At 72.3% G+C, this 23191-nt stretch carries 26 protein-coding genes and 2 pseudogenes; 17 read left to right on the forward strand and 11 right to left on the reverse strand.

Annotation, left to right across the window (positions count from 1 at the left end; genetic code table 11):
• The first annotated feature begins 32 nt into the window (after window positions 1–32).
• A complete protein-coding gene (locus tag DT019_RS18520; RefSeq protein WP_114037959.1) occupies window positions 33–569 on the forward strand; it encodes an NUDIX domain-containing protein in 537 nt (178 codons plus the stop codon).
• A 12-nt stretch (window positions 570–581) separates the two neighbouring features.
• Here DT019_RS18520 and DT019_RS18525 read toward each other — a convergent pair whose 3' ends face one another.
• On the reverse strand, window positions 582–839 hold the full coding sequence (locus tag DT019_RS18525) for a hypothetical protein (protein ID WP_114037960.1): 258 nt from the start codon (window positions 837–839) through the stop codon (window positions 582–584).
• 192 nt (window positions 840–1031) lie between these two features.
• On the reverse strand, window positions 1032–1892 hold the full coding sequence (locus tag DT019_RS18530; RefSeq protein WP_114037961.1) for a 3-hydroxybutyryl-CoA dehydrogenase: 861 nt from the start codon (window positions 1890–1892) through the stop codon (window positions 1032–1034).
• Between the two features lie 164 nt (window positions 1893–2056).
• Here DT019_RS18530 and DT019_RS18535 point away from each other — a divergent pair, with 164 nt between their 5' ends.
• Window positions 2057–3316, forward strand: a complete 1260-nt coding sequence (locus DT019_RS18535) for a glycoside hydrolase family 10 protein (protein ID WP_114037962.1) — start codon at window positions 2057–2059, stop codon at window positions 3314–3316.
• 11 nt (window positions 3317–3327) lie between these two features.
• On the opposite strand, the gene DT019_RS18540 is transcribed toward DT019_RS18535, so the two are convergent.
• Window positions 3328–3522 carry a DUF1918 domain-containing protein gene (locus tag DT019_RS18540; RefSeq protein WP_114037963.1) on the reverse strand — a complete coding sequence of 65 codons (195 nt, stop codon included), beginning with the start codon at window positions 3520–3522 and terminating at the stop codon, window positions 3328–3330.
• A gap of 60 nt (window positions 3523–3582) precedes the next feature.
• Window positions 3583–4509 carry a DMT family transporter gene (locus DT019_RS18545; RefSeq protein WP_114037964.1) on the reverse strand — a complete coding sequence of 309 codons (927 nt, stop codon included), beginning with the start codon at window positions 4507–4509 and terminating at the stop codon, window positions 3583–3585.
• Between DT019_RS18545 and DT019_RS18550 the strand changes: the two genes are divergently transcribed.
• Both DT019_RS18550 and DT019_RS18555 read left to right on the forward strand, forming a co-directional pair.
• Complete coding sequence (locus DT019_RS18550; protein WP_114037965.1) at window positions 4508–5953, forward strand: PLP-dependent aminotransferase family protein; 1446 nt, start codon at window positions 4508–4510, stop codon at window positions 5951–5953. The two genes, DT019_RS18545 and DT019_RS18550, sit on opposite strands and share 2 nt — an antisense overlap.
• 86 nt (window positions 5954–6039) lie before the next feature.
• On the forward strand, window positions 6040–6471 hold the full coding sequence (locus DT019_RS18555; protein ID WP_114037966.1) for a GNAT family N-acetyltransferase: 432 nt from the start codon (window positions 6040–6042) through the stop codon (window positions 6469–6471).
• A gap of 28 nt (window positions 6472–6499) precedes the next feature.
• Here DT019_RS18555 and DT019_RS18560 read toward each other — a convergent pair whose 3' ends face one another.
• From DT019_RS18560 to DT019_RS18570, 3 genes are all read right to left on the reverse strand, one after another.
• Window positions 6500–7057, reverse strand: a complete 558-nt coding sequence (locus tag DT019_RS18560; RefSeq protein WP_114037967.1) for a sugar O-acetyltransferase — start codon at window positions 7055–7057, stop codon at window positions 6500–6502.
• Between the two features lie 98 nt (window positions 7058–7155).
• Window positions 7156–7758: a TetR/AcrR family transcriptional regulator gene (locus DT019_RS18565; protein WP_114037968.1), complete on the reverse strand. Its 603-nt coding sequence runs from the start codon at window positions 7756–7758 to the stop codon at window positions 7156–7158.
• 50 nt (window positions 7759–7808) lie between these two features.
• Window positions 7809–8555, reverse strand: a complete 747-nt coding sequence (locus DT019_RS18570) for a VOC family protein (RefSeq protein WP_114037969.1) — start codon at window positions 8553–8555, stop codon at window positions 7809–7811.
• Between DT019_RS18570 and DT019_RS41085 the strand changes: the two are divergent.
• The 7 genes and pseudogenes from DT019_RS41085 to DT019_RS18600 all read left to right on the forward strand — a co-directional run.
• A pseudogene (locus DT019_RS41085) lies at window positions 8549–8635 on the forward strand (hypothetical protein); the annotation flags it as partial. The gene DT019_RS18570 and the pseudogene DT019_RS41085 sit on opposite strands and share 7 nt — an antisense overlap.
• 36 nt (window positions 8636–8671) lie before the next feature.
• Entirely contained in the window at window positions 8672–8848 is a 177-nt protein-coding gene (locus DT019_RS41090) for a hypothetical protein (RefSeq protein ID WP_411292719.1), read from the forward strand.
• Between the two features lie 45 nt (window positions 8849–8893).
• The gene (gene argC, locus DT019_RS18580) at window positions 8894–9925 is read left to right on the forward strand and encodes an N-acetyl-gamma-glutamyl-phosphate reductase (RefSeq protein WP_114037970.1); all 1032 of its coding nucleotides are present in this window, start codon (window positions 8894–8896) and stop codon (window positions 9923–9925) included.
• Window positions 9922–11079, forward strand: a complete 1158-nt coding sequence (gene argJ, locus DT019_RS18585; RefSeq protein WP_114037971.1) for a bifunctional glutamate N-acetyltransferase/amino-acid acetyltransferase ArgJ — start codon at window positions 9922–9924, stop codon at window positions 11077–11079. The genes argC and argJ overlap by 4 nt, the downstream gene beginning before the upstream one ends.
• Window positions 11076–11996, forward strand: a complete 921-nt coding sequence (argB, locus tag DT019_RS18590) for an acetylglutamate kinase (protein WP_114037972.1) — start codon at window positions 11076–11078, stop codon at window positions 11994–11996. Before argJ ends, argB begins: the two co-directional genes overlap by 4 nt.
• 35 nt (window positions 11997–12031) lie before the next feature.
• Complete coding sequence (locus DT019_RS18595; RefSeq protein ID WP_411292718.1) at window positions 12032–13189, forward strand: acetylornithine transaminase; 1158 nt, start codon at window positions 12032–12034, stop codon at window positions 13187–13189.
• A 7-nt stretch (window positions 13190–13196) separates the two neighbouring features.
• Window positions 13197–13739, forward strand: coding sequence for an arginine repressor (locus DT019_RS18600; RefSeq protein WP_053723584.1), 543 nt, complete (start codon window positions 13197–13199; stop codon window positions 13737–13739).
• Window positions 13740–13769: 30 nt separating this feature from the next.
• On the opposite strand, the gene DT019_RS18605 is transcribed toward DT019_RS18600, so the two are convergent.
• Entirely contained in the window at window positions 13770–14453 is a 684-nt protein-coding gene (locus DT019_RS18605; RefSeq protein WP_388979195.1) for a L,D-transpeptidase, read from the reverse strand.
• Between the two features lie 312 nt (window positions 14454–14765).
• Here DT019_RS18605 and argH point away from each other — a divergent pair, with 312 nt between their 5' ends.
• From argH to DT019_RS18620, 3 genes are all read left to right on the forward strand, one after another.
• Entirely contained in the window at window positions 14766–16193 is a 1428-nt protein-coding gene (gene argH / locus DT019_RS18610) for an argininosuccinate lyase (protein WP_114037975.1), read from the forward strand.
• A gap of 70 nt (window positions 16194–16263) precedes the next feature.
• Entirely contained in the window at window positions 16264–16815 is a 552-nt protein-coding gene (locus DT019_RS18615; protein ID WP_114037976.1) for a TetR/AcrR family transcriptional regulator, read from the forward strand.
• A gap of 38 nt (window positions 16816–16853) precedes the next feature.
• A complete protein-coding gene (locus tag DT019_RS18620; protein ID WP_114038145.1) occupies window positions 16854–18350 on the forward strand; it encodes an MFS transporter in 1497 nt (498 codons plus the stop codon).
• A gap of 461 nt (window positions 18351–18811) precedes the next feature.
• Here the strand turns inward: DT019_RS18620 and DT019_RS18625 are convergent.
• Window positions 18812–19538: pseudogene (locus DT019_RS18625) on the reverse strand (lysophospholipid acyltransferase family protein).
• A gap of 209 nt (window positions 19539–19747) precedes the next feature.
• Between DT019_RS18625 and DT019_RS18630 the strand changes: the two are divergent.
• From DT019_RS18630 to DT019_RS18640, 3 genes are all read left to right on the forward strand, one after another.
• The gene (locus DT019_RS18630) at window positions 19748–20908 is read left to right on the forward strand and encodes a glycerophosphodiester phosphodiesterase (protein ID WP_114037977.1); all 1161 of its coding nucleotides are present in this window, start codon (window positions 19748–19750) and stop codon (window positions 20906–20908) included.
• A 79-nt stretch (window positions 20909–20987) separates the two neighbouring features.
• Entirely contained in the window at window positions 20988–21482 is a 495-nt protein-coding gene (locus tag DT019_RS18635) for a sigma-70 family RNA polymerase sigma factor (protein WP_114038146.1), read from the forward strand.
• 37 nt (window positions 21483–21519) lie between these two features.
• Window positions 21520–22023 (forward strand): GNAT family N-acetyltransferase, encoded by a 504-nt coding sequence (locus DT019_RS18640; RefSeq protein ID WP_114037978.1) that lies wholly within the window; start codon window positions 21520–21522, stop codon window positions 22021–22023.
• A 3-nt stretch (window positions 22024–22026) separates the two neighbouring features.
• Here DT019_RS18640 and DT019_RS18645 read toward each other — a convergent pair whose 3' ends face one another.
• Together DT019_RS18645 and DT019_RS18650 are read right to left on the reverse strand one after the other, a co-directional pair.
• On the reverse strand, window positions 22027–22443 hold the full coding sequence (locus DT019_RS18645) for a hypothetical protein (RefSeq protein ID WP_189389716.1): 417 nt from the start codon (window positions 22441–22443) through the stop codon (window positions 22027–22029).
• Between the two features lie 2 nt (window positions 22444–22445).
• Window positions 22446–22805, reverse strand: a complete 360-nt coding sequence (locus tag DT019_RS18650; RefSeq protein WP_114037979.1) for a hypothetical protein — start codon at window positions 22803–22805, stop codon at window positions 22446–22448.
• Window positions 22806–23191: the final 386 nt, after the last annotated feature.

The following is a 23191-nucleotide window of genomic DNA, read 5'->3' on the forward strand; positions in this document are numbered from 1 at the left end:
TTGCCATCTACTTGTCGGAAGGTGGCAGAAACGTGCAGTGGACGAACCTGAGCGAACAAACTGTGTATGAGAATCGCTGGTTTCGGGTCAACCTCGCGGACGTAGAGCTTCCGGACGGTCGGCACCTGGACCACTTCCTGATCCGGCTGCGGCCGGTCGCCGTCGCGACGGCGGTCAACGCCGCCAACGAGGTGCTGCTGTTGTGGCGGCACCGCTTCATCACCGACAGCTGGGGCTGGGAACTGGCCGCCGGTGTCGTCGAGGACGGCGAGGACATCGAGGCCGCCGCCGCCCGTGAAATGGAGGAGGAGACCGGCTGGCGGCCGGGACCGCTCAAACCCCTGCTGACCGTCGAGCCCGCCAACGGGCTCATCGACGCCCGGCACCATCTGTTCTGGTCCGAGTCGGCCGAATACATCGGCCACCCCGAGGACGACTTCGAGTCGTCCCGGCGCGAGTGGATACCCCTCAAGCTGGTGCCCGACATGGTCGCCCGAGGGGAGGTCCCGGCCGCCAACATGGCGGCCGGACTCCTACTCCTGCACCATCTGCGGCTGGGCGACGGCTAGCCGCCGCGCGGGCTAGTGGCCGAGGGCCTGCCACACGGCGAACGAGAGTGCGCCGACGGCGGTCAGCACGGTGAGGGCGGGGAGCGGCCACCTGAGGTGTTCCAGGGCCGCGACCCGCCCCACCGCGTCGGTCAGTTCGCGCTCGGTCTGCTCGCCCCGCTGGGCGAGCAGCGCGAGCTGCCCGTCCAGATGGGCCATGCCGACTTCCAGGCGGCGGCGTAACTCCGCCAGTTCGTCGACGGTGGTCGAATGTCCCGAGTGGGTGGACACGGTGTGGCTCCTTAGTCCTGTTCCGGACGTGCCAGGGAGGTGCTGGCTCAGAGTCAACTCGCCGCGGCCCAGGGACGGGAGCGTGTGCGATGGGCATATGCGGGCTCGTTCCGCACACCCGGTGTGCGCGGGACGAGCCCGGCTCATGCCTTTCAGACGTTTACCCGCGTATACAGAAGTACGCCGCTTTACTCAGGCGTACGAGTAGAAACCGGACCCGGTCTTCCGGCCGAGGCGTCCCGCGTCGACCATCCGCTGGAGCAGCGGGGGAGCGGCGTACAGGGGCTCCTTGAACTCGTCGTACATCGAGTCCGCGACCGAGGCGACCGTGTCCAGGCCGATGAGGTCGGAGAGCTTCAGCGGGCCCATCGGATGGGCGCAGCCCAGCTCCATGCCGTTGTCGATGTCCTCGCGGCTGGCGATGCCCGACTCGAACATCCGGATCGCGGAGAGCAGGTACGGGATGAGCAGCGCGTTGACCACGAACCCGGAGCGGTCCTGGGCGCGGATGGCGTGCTTGCCCAGCACCTTCTCGACCAGCACCTGGGCCCGGCTGATGGTGCCCTCGGAGGTGGTGAGCGCGGGAATGAGCTCGACGAGCTTCTGCACCGGCGCCGGGTTGAAGAAGTGGATGCCGATGACCTGGTCGGGGCGCGAGGTGGCGACCGCGAGCTTCACCAGCGGGATGGAGGAGGTGTTGGAGGCCAAGATCGCGTCCGGGCGGGTCACCACCTGGTCGAGTACCTGGAAGATCTCGGTCTTGACCTGCTCGTTCTCCACCACGGCCTCGATCACGAGATCGCGGTCGGCGAACTCGCCCAGGTCGGTGGTGAAGCTGAGGCGGCCGAGCGTCGCGTCGCGCTCCTCTTCGGTGATCTTGCCGCGCTCGGCGGCCTTCGAGAGGGAGTTGTGCAGCCGGGTGCGGCCGATCTCCAGGGCCTCGCCGGTGGTCTCGGCGACCTTGACGTCCAGACCGCTGCGGGCACACACCTCCGCGATGCCCGCGCCCATCTGGCCACAGCCCACAATTCCGACGCGTTCGATGTCGGTCACATCGTGCCTTTCGCTCTACTGCAGTCCCCGGCAGGTCCCCCGTGTGATTCCGGCGCCCGCCTTCGGCCCCTGACGTTACTCCGGACGCGCGCGTGCATGGGGGGCCGGGGCGGGCATGCTGTCCGGTACACCTGGGGCAACGGGACCGGAGCGAGGGGTGTGACGTGGGGCGAATCACGCGGCGGGGCTTCGTGGCGGGCACGGCCGGAGCCCTGAGCGGGCTGATCACGGCGGGCGGCGCGGCCGCCGCGGACCGGGGCGGGGCGCTGGAGCGGGCGGTGCGGGAGGTGGCGGGCGGACACCGGCGGCGGGACTTCCGCGGGGTGTGGGTGGCCACCGTGGCCAACCGGGACTGGCCCTCCCGGCCGGGCCTGTCCGCGGGCGCCCAGCGCGCCGAGCTCATCGCCCACCTGGACAAGGCGGTCGAGCGGCGGCTGAACGCGGTGGTCCTCCAGGTCCGCCCGACCGCCGACGCGCTCTGGCCGTCCCGGTACGAGCCCTGGTCCGAGTGGCTCACCGGGACGCAGGGCGCGGACCCCGGCTGGGATCCGCTGGGCACCGCCGTCCACGAGGCGCACGAGCGGGGCCTGGAACTGCACGCCTGGTTCAACCCGTACCGGATCGCCAACCACACCGACCTCACGCGCCTGGTCCCGACCCACCCCGCACGCCGACACCCCGACTGGGCCGTGCCGTACGGCGGAAAGCTCTACTACAACCCGGGCCTGCCCGAGGTCCGCCGGTTCGTCGAGGACGCCATGCTGGACGCGGTGCGCAGCTACGACATCGACGGCGTCCACTGGGACGACTACTTCTACCCGTATCCGGTGGCGGGCCAGAGCTTCGACGACGACGCGGCGTACGCGCGGTACGGATCAGGCTTCCCGGACCGCGATGCCTGGCGGCGCCACAACATCGATCTGCTGGTGCGCGAGACGGCCGCCCGGATCAAGCGGATCGACCGCCGCATCCGGTTCGGCATCAGCCCCTTCGGTGTGTGGCGCAACGCGTCGAGCGACGAGCGCGGCTCGGCGACCACGGCCGGTGTCCAGACCTACGACGACCTGCACGCCGACACCCGCCGGTGGGTGCGTGCGGGCTGGATCGACTACGTCTGCCCGCAGCTGTACTGGAACATCGGCTTCCGCGCCGCGGACTACGCGGTCCTGGTGCCCTGGTGGGACGAGGTGGCCCGGGACACCGGCGTCGACCTGTACATCGGCGAGGCGCTGTACAAGGCGGGCGATCCGGCGCAGCCCGCCGCCTGGCAGGACCCGGCGGAACTGTCCCGCCATCTGACGCTGGCCCAGCGCTACGCCTCCGTCCGCGGCCACTGCTTCTTCGCCGCGAAGGAGGTCACCGAGGACCGCGTCGGGGCCATGGCCCGGGTCGTCGCCGACCACTACCGGGGGCGGAGCCGCTGAGACCCCGCGGCCTACGCTTCCTCGGAGAGGTGCCGCACCACCGTGTCGGGGCCCGGTGACATCAGGGTTTCGTGGCCGTCGTCGAATCGGACCCGGAAGGGGGGCGTGCCCTGGGGGCCCAGAACCTCGATGACCTCGGCCCGGCGGTCCTGCTGGCCGACGGTCCTGCCGTGCACAAGGAGTGTGTCGCCCACGCTTGCTCGCATGCCGCCAGTCTAGGACGGCGGGCGCGAGTTGGCGCTGCCCGGGAGCGGACCCAGCGGGCCTCAGGACCGGGCCCGCTGGGTCACCGCGATGCACACCAGGACGCCCGCCGCGGCGAGCGGGGCGGCCGGGGAAAGGTGCTCGCCGAGCAGCAGCACCGACCAGAACAGTGTGAGCAGCGGCTGCGCCAGCTGGAGCTGGCTGGCGCGTGGCACGCCGACCGCGGCGAGGCCGCGGTACCAGACGTAGAGGCCGAAGAAGTTGGACCCCGCGGCCAGCCACACCAGCCCCGCGACGCCGTGCGCGGTGAGCCGCCAGGGCTCGTACGCGAGCGCCACCGCGGCCCCGGCCAGGGCGAGCGGCAGGCACAGCACCAGGGCCCAGCCGACCACGTGCCGGCCCGGCATGACCGAGGCGAGCCGGCCGCCCTCGACGTACGCGGCCGCGCAGACGAGCAGCGCGGCGAACAGGTAGACGTCCCCCGCGGACAGCGCCCCGCCGCTCTGCTGCACCGTGAACGCGACCACCACGGCCGCCCCGGCCAGCGCCGCCGCCCAGAACGCCCGGGACGGCCGACGCCGGGTGCGCAGCGCGCCGAGCGCGGCGGTGGCCAGCGGCAGCAGTCCGATCACCACGGCCGCGTGCGAGGTCGTCGAGGTCTGGAGAGCGATCGTGGTGAGCAGGGGGAAGCCGATGAGCGAGCCGCCCGCGACGACCGCGAGGCCCGGCCAGTGCGCCCGGTCTGGGAACGGCACCCGCTGCCCGAGCAGCAGCGCCCCCGCGATCAGCGCGGAGAGGACTATCCGCAGCGCCACCAGGGACCAGGGCCCGAAGCTGTCCAGGCCCCAGACGGTGCCGGGGAAGGTGAGGGAGAAGGAGACCACGCCGAGCCCGGCGAGCAGCGCCCCGCGCGGCAGGACGGAACCGGAGCCGCCGTCCACGCCGACCGCTATCGTCGTCGGAGTAGTAGCGCTATTCTGTGCTGTCATGCATGAGCGTAGCAGTGTGGTGGAACTGGCGAAATCCCTGCGGAGCGAGCTCGACCGCTACTCGGTTGGTGGAAAGCTGCCGTCGAGCCGGGCGCTGGTCGAGCGCTACCGGGTCTCCCCGGTGACGGTCTCGCGCGCGCTCGCCCAGCTCGTCGCCGAGGGGCTTGTTGTCACCCGCCCCGGCGCGGGCGCCTACCGCGCCGAGCCGCGCACGCTCACCGCGCGTACCGGCGACACCTCCTGGCAGGAGGTCGCGCTCAGCGCGGACGGCGCCACCGAGGCCGCCCCGCGCGCGGTGGACGCCACCGGCGTCCTGGCCACCCTCACCGTCCCGCAGACCGGCGTCATCGACCTCAGTGGCGGCTACCTCGACCCCGGGCTCCGTCCCGAGCGGGCGATGGCCGCCGCCCTCGGACGGGCCGGCCGGCGACCCGGTGTCTGGAGCCGCCCGCCCGTCGACGGCCTCACCGAGCTGCGGGAGTGGTTCGCCCGCGAGATCGGCGGCACCGTCACCGCCGCGGACGTCCTGGTCACCGCGGGCGGCCAGACCGCGCTGACCACCACGCTGCGCGCGCTCGCCACCCCCGGCGCCCCCGTCCTCGTCGAGTCGCCCACCTATCCCGGTCTGCTCGCCATCGCCCGGGCCGCCGGGCTGCGCCCCGTGCCCGTCCCCGTAGGCCCCGACGGCATCCGCCCCGAACTCCTCTCCCGTGCCTTCGACGCCACCGGCGCCCGCGTCCTCGTCTGCCAGCCCCTCTTCCAGAACCCGACCGGAGCCCTCCTGCCCCCGGACCGCGGCCGCGAAGTGGTCGGCATCGCCCACGCGTTCGGCGCGTTCGTCGTCGAGGACGACTTCGCCCGGCGCCTCGCCCACCAGGACGCCGGCCCGCTGCCCGCCCCGCTCGCCGCCGACGACCCGGACGGCGTGGTCGTCCACGTCTCCTCCCTCACCAAGGCGACCTCGCCGAGCCTGCGGGTCGGTGCGCTCGCCGCCCGCGGTCCCGTCCTGGAACGCCTGCGCGCCATCCAGGTCGTCGACTCCTTCTTCGTGCCCCGCCCCCTCCAGGAGACCGCCCTCGAACTCGTCGGCTCCCCGGCCTGGGGGCGCCATCTGCGCGCCGTGTCCGCCGAGTTGACCGCCCGCAGGGAGACCCTGGCCGCCGCCGTCCTGCACCACCTCCCCGAACTCGCCCTGCCCCACATCCCCTCCGGCGGCTACCACCTCTGGCTCCGGCTGCCCGACGGCGCGCCCGAGAGCGCCGTCGTGTCCGCCGCGCTGCGCGCCGGTGTCGCCGTGGCCCCCGGCCGCCCCTACTTCAGCGCCGAACCCCCGGCCGGCCACATCCGCCTGGGCTTCGCGGGCGTGGCGGGCCGCGCGGAGATCTCCGAGGCGGTACGCAGGCTGCGCACCGCCCTGGACGGGGTGCTGGGCCGACCCGCCTGAAAGGTCGACCGCGCTGATGTCGCTCTCATGGGGCCGGCGTGGCACCCGCCACTGACAACCGGCCCGCGCCCTGGGAGGCTCCCGGCATGAGCGATGTGATCTTCCGTGAGTACGTGATCTCCACTGACCCGGGCCGCCTCGACGCGGCCCGCGTCCACCACTGGCTCTCGACGGACGCCTACTGGGCGCTCGGCCGCAGCCGCGACAAGCAGGACGCCGCCATCGCGGGCTCCCTCAACTTCGGCGTGTACGAGGCGGATTCGGGGGAACAGGTCGCCTACGCGCGGATCGTCACCGACCACGCCACCTTCGCCTGGCTCTGCGACGTGTACGTCGCTCCCGCGGCGCGCGGCAAGGGCCTCGGCACGGCGCTGGTGACCGCTGTGCGCGACCACCTGGAGCCGGCCGGGCTGCGCAGGATCCTGCTGGCCACGGCGGACGCCCACGGGGTCTACGAGAAGATCGGTTTCCGCACGCTGGAGACCACGGACAAGTGGATGGCGCTCGGCGTGCAATAGGCGCCAACCCCTTGGGATCGGCCGGGGATCAGCTCAGCTCGCGCACGATCCGGGCCGGGTTTCCGACCGCGAGCACGTTCGGCGGCAGGTCCCTGATGACGACGGAGCCCGCGCCCACCACGGTGTTCGCGCCGATCGTCACGCCGGGGCAGACGATCACCCCGCCGCCCAGCCACACGTTGTCGCCGATCGTCACCGGCAGCGCCTTCTCCCAGCCCGCCCGCCGGCGCTCGGCGTCCAACGCGTGGGTGGGGGTGAGGAGTTGGACGTTCGGGCCGATCTGCACGTCGCGGCCCACGGTGATCGGTCCGGTGTCGAGGAAGACACCGCCGAAGTTCACGAACGTACCGGCGCCGATGCTGATGTTGTAGCCGAAGTCGCACTGGAACGGCGCCCGGACGCGTACCGAGTCCCCGACCGATCCCAGAAGGTCGCTGAGGATCCGGTGCCGGTCGGCGGGCGGGGCCGTGGTGGCCGCGTTGTAGGCGGCGCACAGCCCGACGCGGCGCTCGGTGTCGGCGCGCAGTTCGGGGTCGTCCGGGAGGTACCACTCGCCCGCCAGCATCAGCCGCTTGTTCTCACCCACGAGTGCCCCTCCCGGATCGGTTGCCCGGAACGGTACGACATCCGCCGGGCGCCCGGGGCGTCGCGGTGGCCGGGCCACGTGACCGGCGCGGCCCGCTCTCACATCGCGTCGGGCGAGCCCGCCGTTTCGGGGCTCGCGGCCTCCCAGGCCGCCTCGATCATCCGGAAGACCTCGTCCACCGCGGCCTGCGGATCGGCCGCCTCGCGGGCCAGCGCGTAGGCGTCGATCACGAAGCGCGCGAGGGCCCGGCAGGCCATCGCGGTGTACGGCAGGCCGGGGGCGGCGGCGATGGCCGCGGCCAGCGACTCCGCGTGGCGCAGCCGCATGGACTCCTCGTACTCCCGCAGCGCGGACGACTGGTCGATCATGCGCCAGATCGGCGCGGCGCCCTCCGCCGTGCAGTGGCGCACCTGGGCGTGGATCTCACGGCGGAGCGCCGGGATGAGCGGCTCGTGGGGTGCCCGGCCGGTGACCGCCTGGACGAGGCCCTGCTCGAAGTTCGCGTCCTGCTCGAACACGAGGGCCTCTTTCGAGGCGAAGTGGGAGAAGAGCGTGGTGACGGCGACGTCGGCCTCGGCGGCCACGTCGCGGATGCCCACCGCGTCGTACCCGCGTTCCAGAAAGAGCCGTAGGGCGGCGTCGGCGATGTTCTGGCGGGTGGCGGCCTTCTTGCGCTCGCGGCGGCCGGGCGACTCGGTCATGCCGGGATGCTAGCAGCTGCGAACCTGAAGCTGCTGCGAATGGCTAACGGTTAGCCTTGGGGTGGCGTGAGGACGCGGAACGTGTGGCCCTCCGGATCGGCCAGCCAGGTCACCGGGGCGTCGCCCCCGCCGAGGTCTAGGTCGGTGGCGCCGAGGGCCCGCAGCCGGGCCACCTCCGCCGCCCTGTCGTCGCCGGGGTGCGGCAGCAGGTCGAGGTGGACGCGGTCCGGCACGGCCTCGCCGTCCGGACGGCGCAGGAACTCGAGGAACGGACCGACGCCCGGGGCGGAGCGCAACGCCGCTTGGTCGTCGGCGACTTCGCGCACCGTCCAGTCGGTGGCACCGCCCCAGAACCGGGCCATGGCCCGCGGGTCCACGCAGTCGACCACCACCGCGGCGATGGGCCCGGTGTCCCGGTACACCTCCCGGGGCTCCAGCACGCAGAACTCGTTGCCCTCCGGGTCGGCGAGGACCGTCCACGGCACGTCGCCCTGGCCGATGGAGGCGGGAGTCGCGCCCAGAGCCTTCAGGCGCGCGACCAGTTCCGCCTGATGGGCCGCGGAGACGGTGGCGAGATCGAGGTGGACGCGGTTCTTCGTCGCTGCCTTCGGTTCTGGATCGGGAACCACGTCGATGCCGAGAACGCCCCGGCCCGGCCGGAGCGGGCCATCGCCGGGTCCGACCCGGGTGAACGCACCGACGCCGTACGCGGTCCAGCCCAGCGCTCGGGCCCAGAACCCGCCGACCACCGCGTGATCCAGGGCCTTGATGCTCACCGACACGGGTCGCAGTGCCATGTCGGCGATCCTATGCACCGGCCCGCCCGCTCTCCAGCGACGCCAGTCGGGCCCTGCGCCAGCTGGAGCGGAAGGGGCTGGTGCGCCGGGCTTCCGACCCCGGCGACGCCCGGCGTGTGGGTCTGCATCCGACGCCGAAGGCCGCCGAGAACCTGGGGCACCTCCAGGGCGCCTGGAGCCGCCTCCTGGGGGAGGCCGTCTCCGGCGCCGCCGAGGTGGACGCGGTGATCACCGCACTCAGCGGCGGCCGCGGGCGTGACGCCCCTCCGCACCCCCGGCAACTCTTTGCATAAAACTGCATCCCTGCGTATAGTCATGCCATCACCGAGGAGGATTCGATGGCGGCGGTACGTGCGGCAGTGGCAGGGGCCAGTGGGTATGCGGGCGGGGAGCTGCTCCGTCTGCTGCTCGGGCACCCCGGGGTCGAGATCGGGGCGCTGACCGCGAACTCCAACGCCGGGCAGCTGCTCGGTTCGCTCCAGCCGCATCTCGTTCCGCTGGCCGGGCGCACCCTGGAGCCCACCACTCCCGAGGTGCTCGCCGGGCACGACGTCGTCTTCCTGGCGCTGCCGCACGGCCAGTCGGCCGCGGTGGCCGAGCGGCTCGGGCCGGACGTCCTGGTGGTCGACATGGGGGCCGACTTCCGGCTCCGGTCGGCGGCCGACTGGGAGAAGTTCTACGGCTCGGCGCACGCCGGGTCCTGGCCGTACGGGCTGCCCGAACTGCCGGGAGCGCGGGCCGCGTTGGAGTCCACGCGGCGGATCGCCGTGCCGGGCTGCTACCCGACCGCCGTCTCCCTCGCGCTCTTCCCGGCGTACCAGAGCGGTCTCGTGGAGAGCGACGCCGTGATCGTCGCCGCCACCGGCACCTCCGGCGCGGGCAAGGCGCTCAAGCCGCACCTCCTGGGCAGCGAGGTGATGGGCTCGATGTCCCCGTACGGCGTCGGCGGCGGGCACCGGCACACCCCCGAGATGATCCAGAACCTGAGTGCCGTGGCGGGCGAGGACGTCACCGTCTCCTTCACGCCCACCCTCGCCCCCATGTCCCGCGGCATCCTCGCCACCTGTTCCGCGAAGGCGAAGGACGGCGTCGGCGCCGAGTCCGTACGGGCCGCCTACGAGAAGGCCTTCGCGGACGAGCCGTTCGTGCACCTGCTCCCGGCGGGGCAGTGGCCCGCCACCGCCTCCGTGTACGGGTCGAACTCCGCGCACGTGCAAGTGGCGTACGACGAGAGCGCCGGGCGGGTCGTCGCGATCAGCGCCATCGACAACCTGACGAAGGGCACCGCCGGCGGCGCGGTGCAGAGCATGAACATCGCCCTCGGACTCGACGAGTCGACGGGCCTTTCCACGATGGGAGTTGCGCCGTGAGCGTGACGGCAGCCAAGGGGTTCACGGCGGCGGGCATCGCCGCCGGGATCAAGCAGAACGGCAACCCGGACCTGGCCCTCGTGGTCAACACCGGGCCGCGCCGAGCCGCCGCGGGCGTCTTCACCTCCAACCGCGTCAAGGCCGCCCCGGTCCTGTGGTCCGAGCAGGTGCTCAAGGGCGGCGAGGTCACGGCGGTCGTCCTCAACTCCGGTGGCGCCAACGCCTGTACGGGACCCAAGGGATTCCAGGACACCCACGCCACGGCCGAGAAGGTGGCCGAGGTGCTCGACGGGCACAGCGCGGGCGAGGTCGCCGTGGCGTCCACCGGGCTCATCGGCGTGCCGCTCCCGATGGACAAGCTCCTGCCGGGCATCGAGCGGGCCGCCGCCGAGCTCTCCGCGCACGGCGGCGAGAAGGCCGCCATCGCCATCAAGACCACCGACACCGTGCACAAGACGAGCGTCGTCACCCAGGACGGCTGGACCGTGGGCGGCATGGCCAAGGGCGCGGGCATGCTCGCGCCCGGGCTCGCCACCATGCTGGTCGTGCTCACCACTGACGCCGACCTCGACGCGGCCACGCTCGACAAGGCGCTGCGCGGCGCCACGCGGCAGACCTTCGACCGGGTCGACTCCGACGGCTGCATGTCCACCAACGACACCGTGCTCCTGCTCGCCTCCGGCGCCTCTGGAATCGCCCCGGGATACGAGGAGTTCGCCGAGGCGGTGCGGAGCGTCTGCGACGATCTGGCCCGCCAGCTCATCGGGGACGCCGAGGGCGCCTCCAAGGACATCCGCATCGAGGTGATCAACGCGGCGAGCGAGGACGACGCCGTCGAGGTCGGACGGTCCATCGCCCGCAACAACCTCCTCAAGTGCGCCATCCACGGCGAGGACCCCAACTGGGGCCGGGTGCTCTCCGCCATCGGCACCACGAAGGCGGCCTTCGACCCGGACCGGCTCAACGTCGCCATCAACGACGTGTGGGTCTGCAAGAACGGCTCCGTCGGGGACGACCGCGACCTCGTCGACATGCGCTACCGCGAGGTGCGGATCACCGTCGACCTCGCCGCCGGCGCCGTCGAGCCCGTCGTCATCTGGGCCAACGACCTCACCGCCGACTATGTCCACGAGAACAGCGCGTACAGCTCATGAGCGCGCGCAAACACACCGCACTGCCCAAGGCCCAGACCCTCATCGAGGCGCTGCCCTGGCTGACCCGGCACCACGGCAAGACCGTCGTCATCAAGTTCGGCGGCAACGCCATGGTCGACGAGGAGCTCAAGGCCGCCTTCGCGCAGGACGTGGTGTTCCTGCGGCAGTCCGGCCTCAAGCCCGTGGTCGTGCACGGCGGCGGACCGCAGATCAGCAAGCAGCTCGACAAGCACGGCCTGGTCAGCGAGTTCAAGGCAGGTCTTCGGGTCACCACGCCCGAGGCCATGGACGTGGTCCGCATGGTGCTCGCCGGGCAGGTGCAGCGCGAGCTCGTCGGGCTGCTCAACCAGCACGGGCCGCTCGCCGTCGGCATGACCGGCGAGGACGCCCACACCATCACGGCCACCCAGCACCGACCGGAGATCGACGGCGAACTGGTCGACATCGGCCGGGTCGGCCAGATCACCGCGATCGACCCGGGCGCCATCCAGGCGCTCCTGGACGACGGCCGCATCCCGGTCATCTCCTCGATCGCCCGCTCCCAGGACGACGGACATGTCTACAACGTCAATGCTGATACGGCGGCTGCGGCACTTGCGGCTGCGCTGGGCGCCGAGACCCTGATGGTCCTGACCGATGTCGAGGGCCTGTACGAGGACTGGCCCAACAGCGACGACGTCATCAGCAAACTGACGGCAAGTCAGCTGGAGAAGCTGCTGCCCGAGCTCTCCAGCGGCATGGTGCCCAAGATGGAGGGCTGCCTGTTCGCGGTGCGCAACGGGGTCAACACCGCGCGCGTGATCGACGGACGGGTCCAGCACTCGATCCTGCTGGAGATCTTCACCGACGAGGGCATCGGCACGATGGTCGTGCCCGACGCACCGGGCGCACCGGACGGACAAGGGGGAGTGCGGTGACCAACCAGGAGCTCACGGAGCGCTGGCAGCACGTCATGGCGGACAACTACGGCACGCCGAAACTCTCGCTCGTACGCGGCGCGGGCGCGACGGTGTGGGACGCGGACGGCGTCGCGTACGCCGACTTCGTGGGCGGCATCGCGGTCAACGCGCTCGGCCACGCCCACCCGGCGGTGGTGCGGGCGGTCACCCAGCAGATCGCCTCGCTCGGCCACGTCTCGAACCTGTTCGTGGCGGAGCCCCCGGTGGCGCTCGCCGAGCGCCTCATCCAGCTCTTCGGCCGGCCCGGACGCGTCTTCTTCTGCAATTCCGGCGCCGAGGCCAACGAGGGCGCCTTCAAGATCGGGCGGCTCACCGGGCGCACCCACATGGTCGCCACCACGGGCGGATTCCACGGCCGCACGATGGGCGCGCTCGCGCTCACCGGCCAGCCGGGCAAGCAGGAGCCGTTCCGGCCGCTGCCGGGCGACGTCACGCACGTGCCGTACGGGGACGCCGAGGCGCTGCGGGCGGCGGTGACCGAGGAGACCGCCCTGGTGATCGTCGAACCCATCCAGGGCGAGAACGGGGTCGTCGTGCCGCCGGCCGGCTACCTGGAGGCGGCCCGCGAGATCACCCGCGCCACCGGAACGCTGCTCGTCCTCGACGAGGTGCAGACCGGCATCGGCCGGACCGGCGCCTGGTTCGAGTACCAGCGGCACGCGGGCGTCGACCCGGACATCGTGACCCTGGCCAAGGGGCTCGGCGGCGGGCTTCCGCTGGGCGCGACCGTCGCCTTCGGTGCGGCGGCCGGGCTGCTGAAGCCCGGCATGCACGGCACGACCTTCGGCGGGAACCCGGTCGCCTGCGCCGCCGGACTCGCGGTCATCGACACGCTGTCCGCCGACGGAGCGCTCGACCAGGTCAAGCGGACCGGTGAGAAGCTGCGGGACGGAATCGAGGCGCTGGAGCACCCGTTGGTCTCCCATGTCCGTGGTGCGGGGCTGCTGCTGGGTATCGTGCTCAACGAGCCCCTCGCACCCCGGGTGCAGCAGGCGGCTCAGGATGCCGGCTTCCTGGTCAACGCGCCCGCTCCCGATGTCGTACGGCTCATGCCGCCGCTCATCATCGGTGACGCGGAGGCGGACGCGTTCCTCCGGGCCCTGCCCGGCATTCTCGACGCAGCAGGCGGGGACGGACGATCCGGAGAATGAGACGACGATGACCGACGAGGCGCAGGACTTCGAGCCGGGCGGCCCCGCCGTACCGCAGACCCGCACCGCCCGCCACCGCCGGATCGTGGACATCCTCAACCGGCAGCCGGTGCGGTCCCAGAGCCAGCTCGCCAAGCTGCTCGCGGACGACGGGCTGAGCGTCACCCAGGCGACGCTCTCCCGCGACCTCGACGAGCTCGGCGCGGTGAAGATCCGCAACACCGGCGGCGAGCTGATCTACGCGGTGCCCAGCGAGGGCGGCTTCCGCACGCCGAAGGCGCCGCTGGGCGAGTCGGCGAAGGAGGAGCGGATGCGCAGGCTCTCGGCCGAACTGCTGATCTCCGCCGAGGCCTCCGCCAACCTGGTGGTCCTGCGCACCCCGCCGGGCGCCGCGCAGTTCCTCGCCTCCGCCATCGACCAGGCCGAACTGCACGACATCCTCGGCACGATCGCGGGGGACGACACCCTCATGCTGATCAGCCGCGACCCGTCGGGCGGACAGGCGCTGGCCGACCATCTGCTGCGGCTGGCCCAGAACGACCACCGCTGAAGCATCGACCCCCGCTCATGACAGGCGGGTTCAGTAGCGCGTGATCGCGGTCGGCCCGTGCTCCGTGCCGATCGCGATGTGCGGGCGCCGGGCCGGGTCCGCCCAGGCCAGCACCTCGGCCATCGCGTCGGCCGGCACCGAGACGCAACCGGCCGTCGCACCGCGCCCGTTGACGTGCAGGAAGATCCCGGCGCCCCGGCCGCGCACCGGGCGCCGGTAGTTGAAGCCGACGACCAGGGCCCGGGCGTACTGGTCCGCGTACGCCGTCAGATGTTCCGACTCGCTCGCCCGGCAGTCCCGCGGCAGGCCCTCCACCCAGCGGTTGTAGGCGCGGGACTCGTTGTCCTGGCACCACCAGGACCGGTCCGTGGCGTGCCGGTAGGGATAGCGCGTGCCGGGCGGCGCGGGCGCCACCCCGAAGGCGTACGGCAGCGGGAACAGGCCGGTCGGCGTCGTGTCGGTGCCCTGGACGCGCGCTTTCCCCTCGACCAGGCCCTTCGCGCCGAACCTGGCCGGCGCCGAGCCCACCGCGACCCAGCGTCCGCCGTGCCGGTCCCACCAGGTGAGCCTGCCCGTGGTGGCACCGGTGGCGGGCGCCTCGGCGGTGAGCAGCTGACTGCCGCCACCGGTGCGGGCCATCCGTTCGGGCAGCGGCGCGGGGTGCGGCGGCGAGGCGAGCGGGACCAGCAGGGACGCGAGGACCAGGGCGGCGATGCGCATGCTCCGGACCGTATGCGCCGCCGCCCCGCCCGGCCGCCCGAAGCGGCGCCGATTGCTCCGTACGGGAGGGGAGCCGGGCCCGCAGTCCATTGACAAAACATACGGGCCATCGCATAGTTATGCCTAGCGTTGAATGCTTCGTCGGAATCCTCGGTCCGCGGTCCGTCCGTACCGGCCGGGGGTCCCCCACCCCCGGCCCTGCCCGGCCACGACCTCGCGTCCGCACGACTCGTTATACGGCCGCCTCCCCGCTCCTCCGCGGCGGGGAGGCGGTGGCACATCCATCCCTTCTGAGGAGCTTGAGCTGTGAGCAGCAACAACGGTGACGTCCGGCTCTGGGGCGCCCGGTTCGCCGACGGCCCCGCCGAGGCGCTGGCGAACCTGTCCGCGTCGGTCCACTTCGACTGGCGGCTCGCGCCGTACGACCTCGCGGGCTCCCGTGCCCACGCCCGCGTCCTGCACAAGGCGGGCCTGCTCACCGCCGACGAGCTCCAGCGGATGATCGCGGGCCTGGACCTGCTCGAAGGCCATGTCGCCGACGGCTCGTTCACCGGCACCGTCGCCGACGAGGACGTCCACTCCGCTCTGGAACGCGGCCTCCTGGAGCGCCTCGGTCCCGACCTCGGCGGCAAGCTCCGGGCCGGCCGGTCCCGCAACGACCAGGTCGCCACGCTCTTCCGTATGTACCTGCGCGACCATGCCCGGATCATCGGCGGCCTGATCGCCGAGCTCCAGGACGCCCTGGTCGGCCTCGCCGAGGCGCACGCGGACGTCGCCATGCCCGGCCGCACCCACCTTCAGCACGCCCAGCCGGTCCTCTTCGCCCACCACATGCTGGCCCACGTCCAGTCGCTGTCCCGGGACGCCGAGCGGCTGCGCCAGTGGGACGAGCGGACCGCCGTCTCGCCGTACGGCTCGGGTGCGCTGGCGGGCTCGTCGCTCGGGCTCGACCCCGAGGCGGTCGCCGCCGACCTCGGCTTCGAGGGCGGCTCGGTGGGCAACTCCATCGACGGCACCGCCTCGCGGGACTTCGTCGCGGAGTTCGCCTTCATCACCGCGATGATCGGCGTGAACCTCTCGCGGATGGCGGAGGAGATCATCATCTGGAACACGAAGGAGTTCTCCTTCGTGACCCTGCACGACGCCTTCTCGACCGGCTCCTCGATCATGCCGCAGAAGAAGAACCCGGACATCGCGGAGCTGGCGCGGGGCAAGTCCGGCCGCCTCATCGGCAACCTCACCGGCCTGATGGCGACCCTGAAGGCGCTGCCGCTCGCCTACAACCGGGACCTCCAGGAGGACAAGGAGCCGGTCTTCGACTCCTGCGACCAACTGGAGGTGCTGCTGCCCGCCTTCACCGGGATGATGGCCACGCTCACCGTCAACCGCGAGCGGATGGAGGAGCTCGCCCCGGCCGGCTTCTCGCTGGCCACCGACATCGCCGAGTGGCTGGTCAAGCAGGGGGTGCCGTTCCGGGTCGCGCACGAGGTCGCGGGGGAATGCGTCAAGGAGTGCGAGGCGCACGGCATCGAGCTGGACCAGCTCACCGACGAGCAGTTCGCGAAGATCTCCCAGCACCTGAAGCCCGAGGTCCGTACGGTCCTCAACGTGGCGGGCGCGCTCGCCGCCCGTGACGGCCGCGGCGGCACCGCCCCCTCGGCCGTGGCCGTCCAACTGGCCGAGGTCAAGGCCGACTTGGCGGTCCAGCACGCCTGGGCGAACGCCAAGAAGTAGCCCCGGCGGAGGAGATCACCCCCCTGGCCCCGATGAGACGTTGGTGTCTCATCGGGGCTATGGTTGTCTCATGACCGTGGACCGAGACCAGGTGCTCCGCACCGCCGCCGCCCTCCTCACCCGCAAGGCCACCGCCACCATGGACGAGGTCGCCCGCGCCGCGGGCATCGGCCGGGCCACCCTGCACCGGCACTTCGCCGGACGGGAGGCCCTCGTCAGGGCGCTGGAGGAGCTCGGCATCCGGGAGCTGGAGAGCGCCCTGGACGCGGCCCGGCTCGACGAGGGCGACGCCTCGGACGCACTGCGCCGGATGGTCGCCGAGGTGGAACCGGTCGCGGGCCTGCTCGCCTTCCTCGTCACCGAGAACCAGCTCTTCGAGGGCGAGGAGATGAACGCGGGCTGGGCCCGCATCGACGCCCGGGTCTCCGCGCTCTTCCGGCGCGGCCAGGACCGCGGCGAGTTCCGCATCGACCTCACCCCCGCCTGGCTCACCGAGGCCCTGTACGGGCTGGTCGGCGCCGGTGCCTGGGCCGTGCAGGACGGCCGGGTCGCCGCCAAGGACTTCCAGTACATGATCGCCGAGTTGCTGCTCGGCGGCGTACGGCGGAGCGTGGAGAAGTGACCGCAACCGAACCGCGGGAGCACCACGCCGTCGGCCGGATGGGCCGCTGGCTCGCGCTCGCGGTCCTCGTCCTCGCCGTGCTGCTCGTGGCCGTCGACGCCACGGTGCTCGGCCTCGCCACGCCCTTCCTCAGCGAGGACCTGAAGCCGTCCGGCACCCAGCTGCTCTGGATCGGCGACGTCTACTCGTTCATCATCGCCGGACTGCTCGTCTCGATGGGCAGCCTCGGCGACCGCATCGGCCGCAAGAAGCTGCTGCTTATGGGGGCCGTGGCGTTCGGCGCGGTGTCCGTGCTGAACGCGTACGCCTCCAGCCCCGAGATGATGATCGTGGCCCGGGCGCTGCTCGGCATCGCGGGCGCCACCCTGATGCCGTCCACGCTCGCCCTGATCCGCAACATCTTCCACGACCCCCGTGAGCGCAGCCTCGCCGTCGGCATCTGGGGCGCCGCCGCCTCCGCGGGCGCGGCGGTCGGCCCGGTCGTCGGCGGGTTCCTCCTGGAGAACTTCTGGTGGGGCTCGGTCTTCCTCATCAACCTGCCCGTCATGGCCGTCCTGGTCCTGGTCGGCGTCAAGCTGCTCCCCGAGTCGCGCGACCCGAACCCGGGCCCCTGGGACCTCGTCAGCGTCGGGCTCTCGCTGGTCGGCATGGTCGCGGTCGTGTACGCCGTGAAGGAGGCCGCGGTCAACGGGTTCCGCTGGGACATCCTGGCGGCGGGGGTGCTCGGCATCGCGGCGCTGGTCTGGTTCGTACGCCGCCAGCGCACCCTCGCCTCGCCGCTCCTGGACATCCGCCTCTTCCACCACCGGGGCTTCTCCGGGGCCGTGCTCGCGGACCTGCTGACCATCCTCGGCCTGTCGGGCCTGGTCTTCTTCCTCTCCCAGTTCCTCCAACTGGTTCAGGAACGCTCGCCGTTGGAGGCCGGGCTGATCGAACTGCCGGCCGCCGTCGGCGCGGTGGGCGCGGGGCTCGCGGCCGGCACGATCGCCCGCCGGGCCTCGGTGCGCAGCGCCGTCGCGGGCGGCCTCGGGGCGGTGGGTCTCGCGCTGGCCGCCTGCGTGGCGCTCGGCGCGGACACCCGGATCGTCTCCCTCGGCATCGCCCTGTTCGTGGGCGGACTCGGCGCGGGCCTCGCCTTCACGGTGACGGCGGACGTGATCCTCTCCAGTGTCCCCAAGGAGCAGGCGGGAGCGGCGTCGGCGGTCTCCGAGACCGCGTACGAACTGGGCGCGGCCCTCGGCATCGCGCTGCTCGGCTCGGTGGTGACCGGCATCTACCGGGGTTTCACCGTCCCGGCGGGCGTCCCCGCCGACCTCGCGGCCGAGGCCCACGACTCGCTGGGCGGTGCGGTGGAGGCGGCCGCGAAACTCCCGCCCGGCCAGGCGGACGCCCTGCTCGCCGCGGCGCGGCACACCTTCACGGAGGGCTTCCAGACGGCGGCGGCGGTCGGCTCGGTGGTCCTGTTCGCGACGGCGATCGCGGCGTGGTTCCTCCTACGCGGCCAAAAACTGGCCGAAGGCCTGGAACACCCCTGAGCCCCGCCCCCTCAAGGGGGCCTGGGGCCAACCCCCGTCCCCTCGCAGGGGAGTCGGGCCGGGCCAAACCCCGCCAGGGGCGCGGGGAACTGCGCGAGGAACCGGCCACGGCCCGCAGGAGCAGGAGCCGGACTTCAACGGGCCCGCCTTGGCGGGGGGCTGGGGTCCAAACCCCGCGAGGGGCGCGGGGAACTGCGCGAGGAACCGGCCACGGCCCGCAGGAGCAGGAGCCGGACTTCAACGGGCCCGCCTTGGCGGGGGGCTGGGGTCCAAACCCCGCCAGGGGCGCGGGGAACGGCGCGAGGAACCGGCCACGGCCCGCAGGGATAGAAGCCGGGCCCCAACGCGCCCGACCCCGCAGGGAGTTGGGGCCAAGCTCCCCGGCAGACCCAGCCCCGCACGGGGTGGAGCCGCTGGCAGAACCGCTCCAGGCCCCCCGCAGGGGAAAGCGGGGCGGGCGGCTAGGCCGCCTTGGCCTTCGTGGCGTACATGTCCACGTACTCCTGCCCGGACAGCCGCATGACCTCGGCCATCACCGAGTCCGTGACGGCCCGCAGCACGTACCGGTCGCGGTCCATGCCCTCGTAGCGGGAGAACTCCATCGGCTCGCCGAACCGGACCGTGACCTTGCCGGGGCGCGGCATCCCCGCACCGCCCGGCTGGAGCTTGTCCGTGCCGACCATCGCGAACGGCACGACCGGCGCGCCCGTCATCAGAGTGAGCCGCGCGACACCCGTGCGGCCCCGGTACAGGCGGCCGTCGGGGGAGCGGGTGCCCTCCGGGTAGATGCCGAACATCTGGCCGTTCTCCAGGACGCGGCGGCCGGTCATCAGCGCGGCCACCCCGCCGTTGGCGCCGTCCCGGTCGACCGGGATCATGCCGACGCCGGTGAAGAACCAGGCCATCAGGCGGCCCTTGAGCCCCTTGCCGGTGACGTACTCGTCCTTGCCGATGAAGGAGACCTGCCGGTCGCACACGATGGGCAGCACGATCGAGTCGATGAACGTCACGTGGTTGCCGGCGAGGATGACTGGACCGGTGCCCGGGATGTTCTCGGCGCCTTCCACCTGTGGGCGGAACATCAGGCGCATGATCGGTCCGAGCACTGCCTTGATGAGCGCGAAGCGGGACAACGGGCCCTCCGGAGTCGTCTGGATGGAGTTGGGTGTCTGTGCAGGTGAGGACGATACTCGCGGGTCACCGCTGATCGCACATCGGGTTCACGAAGTGGATACGCGCTGTTGACATCTGTTCGCGCCGGATTCGACCCGCCTTCGTCCTCGCGTACCCCCAAAGCATCCCCCTTTTCACGTCGGTCCGCCTACGCTCGTCTCCCGCGTTGACAGGTGCGGGACATGTGTACATCGCCGGTGGAACCGGATGACCGAGGAGTGTTCATGACTGAGGGTGAGCGGATCAGGCCCGGACGGCGCAGCGTGCTGGGGGCGGCGGGCGCGGCCGTGCTCGCCGCGTCGGCCACCGGGCTCGCGGGCGCGCCGGCCTCGGCCGCGCAGCGGCACGGCGGGGGCCGGGCCGCCTACCGCGACCTGCCCGTCCCGTACGTCATAGGACACCGCGGCACCGCCGGTTACCGGCCCGAGCACACCCTGGGCTCCTACCAGCACGCCCTCGACCTCGGCGCCCATGTCATCGAGCAGGACCTCGTGCCCACCAAGGACGGGCACCTGGTATGCCGCCACGAGAACGACATCTCGGCCACGACGAACGTCTCCGACCACCCCGAGTTCGCCTCCCGCAGAACGACCAAGACCGTCGACGGGGCCGCCATCACGGGCTGGTTCACCGAGGACTTCACGCTCGCCGAGCTGAAGACCCTGCGCGCCAAGGAGCGCATTCCGGGCAACCGGCAGCACAACACGCTGTACGACGGCCGCTGGGACGTGCCCACCTTCGAGGAGGTGCTGCGCTGGGCGCAGGAGCAGGGCCGCCGCCTCGGCCGCCGGATCTGGCTGCACTCCGAGACCAAGCACCCCACCTACTTCCGCGGCATCGGCCTGCCCCTGGAGGACCGGGTCGCCCAGCTCCTGCGCCGCTACGGGCGCCACCGCGCCGACTCCCCGCAGTTCCTCGAATCGTTCGAGCCCAGCAGCATCCAGCGGCTGGCGCGGCTGGTCGACACGCCCGCGGTGGTGCTGCTCTCCAGCGCGGGCACCAAGCCCTGGGACTTCGTGGTGAGCGGCGATCCGCGCACCGTGGACGACCTGGTCAGGCCCGCGGGCCTGCGGTGGATCGCCTCGTACGCCCAGGGCATCGGGCCCACCCTCGACCTGATCATTCCGAAGGACGCGTCCGGCAGGCTCACCCGGCCCACCACGCTGGTGCGCGACGCCCACGCGCAGGGGCTGATCCTGCACCCGTACACGATGCGCAACGAGAACAGCTTCCTGCCCGCCGACTTCCGGCGCGGCACCGACCCCAACGCCTACGGGGACGCGTTCGGCGCGTACCGGACGTACTTCGCGACCGGTATCGACGCGGTGTTCTCGGACAACGCGGACACCGCGCTGCTGGCCGCGGCCGACTTCCGCGGGCGCTGACGGGCGGCCGCTCGCCCCGTACGAGTGAGAAGTGTCCGCCGCGGAAACCGGCTTCCGCGGCGGGCGCGTCCCGCCCGGCATGGATCTCGTCACAGAGCTCAGCCCGCTCCTCGCCGCCGAGGCCGCCGCGGAGGCGCCCGGCACCGGGGTCGACGCCGCCGATCTCGAACAGGCCGTCTGGCTCAGGCTGTTGGAACAGCACCCGGCGGACCCCGTGCACTGGGTGCGCACCGCCGTGCGGGCCGAGGCGCGCCGCGCCCGACGGCTGCGGCGCCATGAACGGCCGTACGCCAGCGCGCCCGCCGCCGATCCGGACCCCGGGCCCGAACTCGCCGCCATCACCGCCGAGCGGCGCCGCGTCCTGCACGCGGCGATCGGCCGCACCCCCGGCAACTGCCCCCGCCTGCTCGCCGCGCTGCTCTCGCCGAAGGACCCCACCTACCGGGAAATCGCAGGGGAGTTGGATATCTCACAGGGCAGTCTGGGGCCGATGCGTTCCCGTTGCCTGGGATGCCTGCGCAGAATGCTGGCGGCGGAGGTTGCAGCTCCTGAACGAGGGGGAAAGGAGCGGTAGACAACCAGGGGACCAGTTGAGCGAGAGGCATGCACACATGGGCATGAGCGTGACCATCTCTGCGGCCGGCGCACAGGATGCCGAGCAGATACTGAAGCTGCAGTACCTGTGCTACCAGAGTGAGGCCGAGCTCTACGGCGACTACTCGATCGAACCCCTGACGCAGAGCCTGGAGGAGCTGCGGGCCGAACTCTCCGCGGGGTACGCCCTGGTGGCCAAGCTCGGTGACGAGGTGGTCGCGTCGGTGCGGGGGAGTGTGGACGCGTCCGGCACCGGCCGCATCGGCAGGCTCATCGTCCACCCCCGGATGCAGGGGCACGGCCTGGGCGGCCGGCTTCTGAACGCCATCGAGGCCCACTTCGCGGCGGAGCTCGCCGCCAAGCGCTTCCAACTCCTCACCGGCCACCGCAGCGAGTCCAACCTGCGCCTGTACCGCAGGCACGGCTACGCGGCCGTGGCCACCGAGGCGGTCAGTACGCGGCTCTCCATGATCACCCTCGAAAAGGACGCGGCGCCCCAGGAGTTCGCGGCGAGCGCGTGACGGCTAGCGCTTGGCCCGGCGCAGCCACAGCATGCCGAGGACCGGCAGGATCACCGGGATGAAGAGGTAGCCCATCCCGTAGTCCGACCACACCGTGGCGTCGGGGAAGGCGGAGGCGTCCGCCAGCGTCCAGGTGCCGACGACCAGGACGAAGAGGAGCTCCGCCGCGCAGCACACCAGCGCTGCCCGGCGGGCCTTCTCGCCGCCGCGCACCAGCGAGTACGTGATGAAGCCGTACACGCAGGCCGCGATCGCGGACAGGACGTACGCCAGCGGGGCCTTGCCGAAGTCCAGGATCATCTGGACGACCGAGCGGGACGCCGCGGCCACGGTGAACACCCCGTAGAACCAGACGAGCACCCGGCCGGGCCCGGAGCCGAGCTTCCCGGCGGGCGTGGTGTCAGTGGCGGACTCGGTCACGGTCAGCCTCCCCAGATGTCGTAGAGACGGACTTCGAGCACGGCGAGCACGACGGCGCCGGCCGAGACCGTCACCGAACCCCACTTGGTCCGCTCGGAGAGCGAGAGGAAGCCCGCCGCCGGGACGGCCGCGAACGCTCCGGCCAGATACGCGACGAAGATCGCGACGCCCTGTTCGGGCCGCTCGCCCCGTCCGAGCTGGACGAGCCCGACCACCAGCTGGGCCAGCGCGAGGACGGTGACCACGGCCATGCCGATGAAGTGCCAGTCCTTGGTGGGCTGGTCCCGGTAGGCGGCGAATCCGCACCAGGCTGCGAGGGCGAGGGCCGCGGCGGAGACCGCGACCGTCAGGGCGTCGAGCATGGGGTCGAGGGTATTACGGGCCGAAAGACCCGATGCGCCGACCCCCACCCCCGCCCGTGGGGTCGGAAGGCTCGAAGGCGCGTGCCGAAGCCCTCCGGTCCGACCACGCCGGAACGCCCGTCTCCTCCCATGCGGTGTCGAGGACGCTCCGGCGGTGCTCGCCGGGGGCCGCGCGGCGGGCATGGCGACCGTGGCCTTGACCACAGCGCACCGGGTGGACGCGCGCGTGGCCGACGTGGTGGCGAAGGGCCGGTCGGCCGTGTCGGCGCAGGTCACGGCCGGTGGCGCGGAGACCTCCTCGGCGGAGTGGGTCCGTCCGCAGGGTGGTCCAGGGATGTCCGGTATTCGGACATCCCTGATCCGTTCCTGACCGGTTCTGCTTTACT

The sequence above is a fragment of the Streptomyces sp. SDr-06 genome (genome assembly GCF_003324565.1).
Classification (GTDB): domain Bacteria; phylum Actinomycetota; class Actinomycetes; order Streptomycetales; family Streptomycetaceae; genus Streptomyces.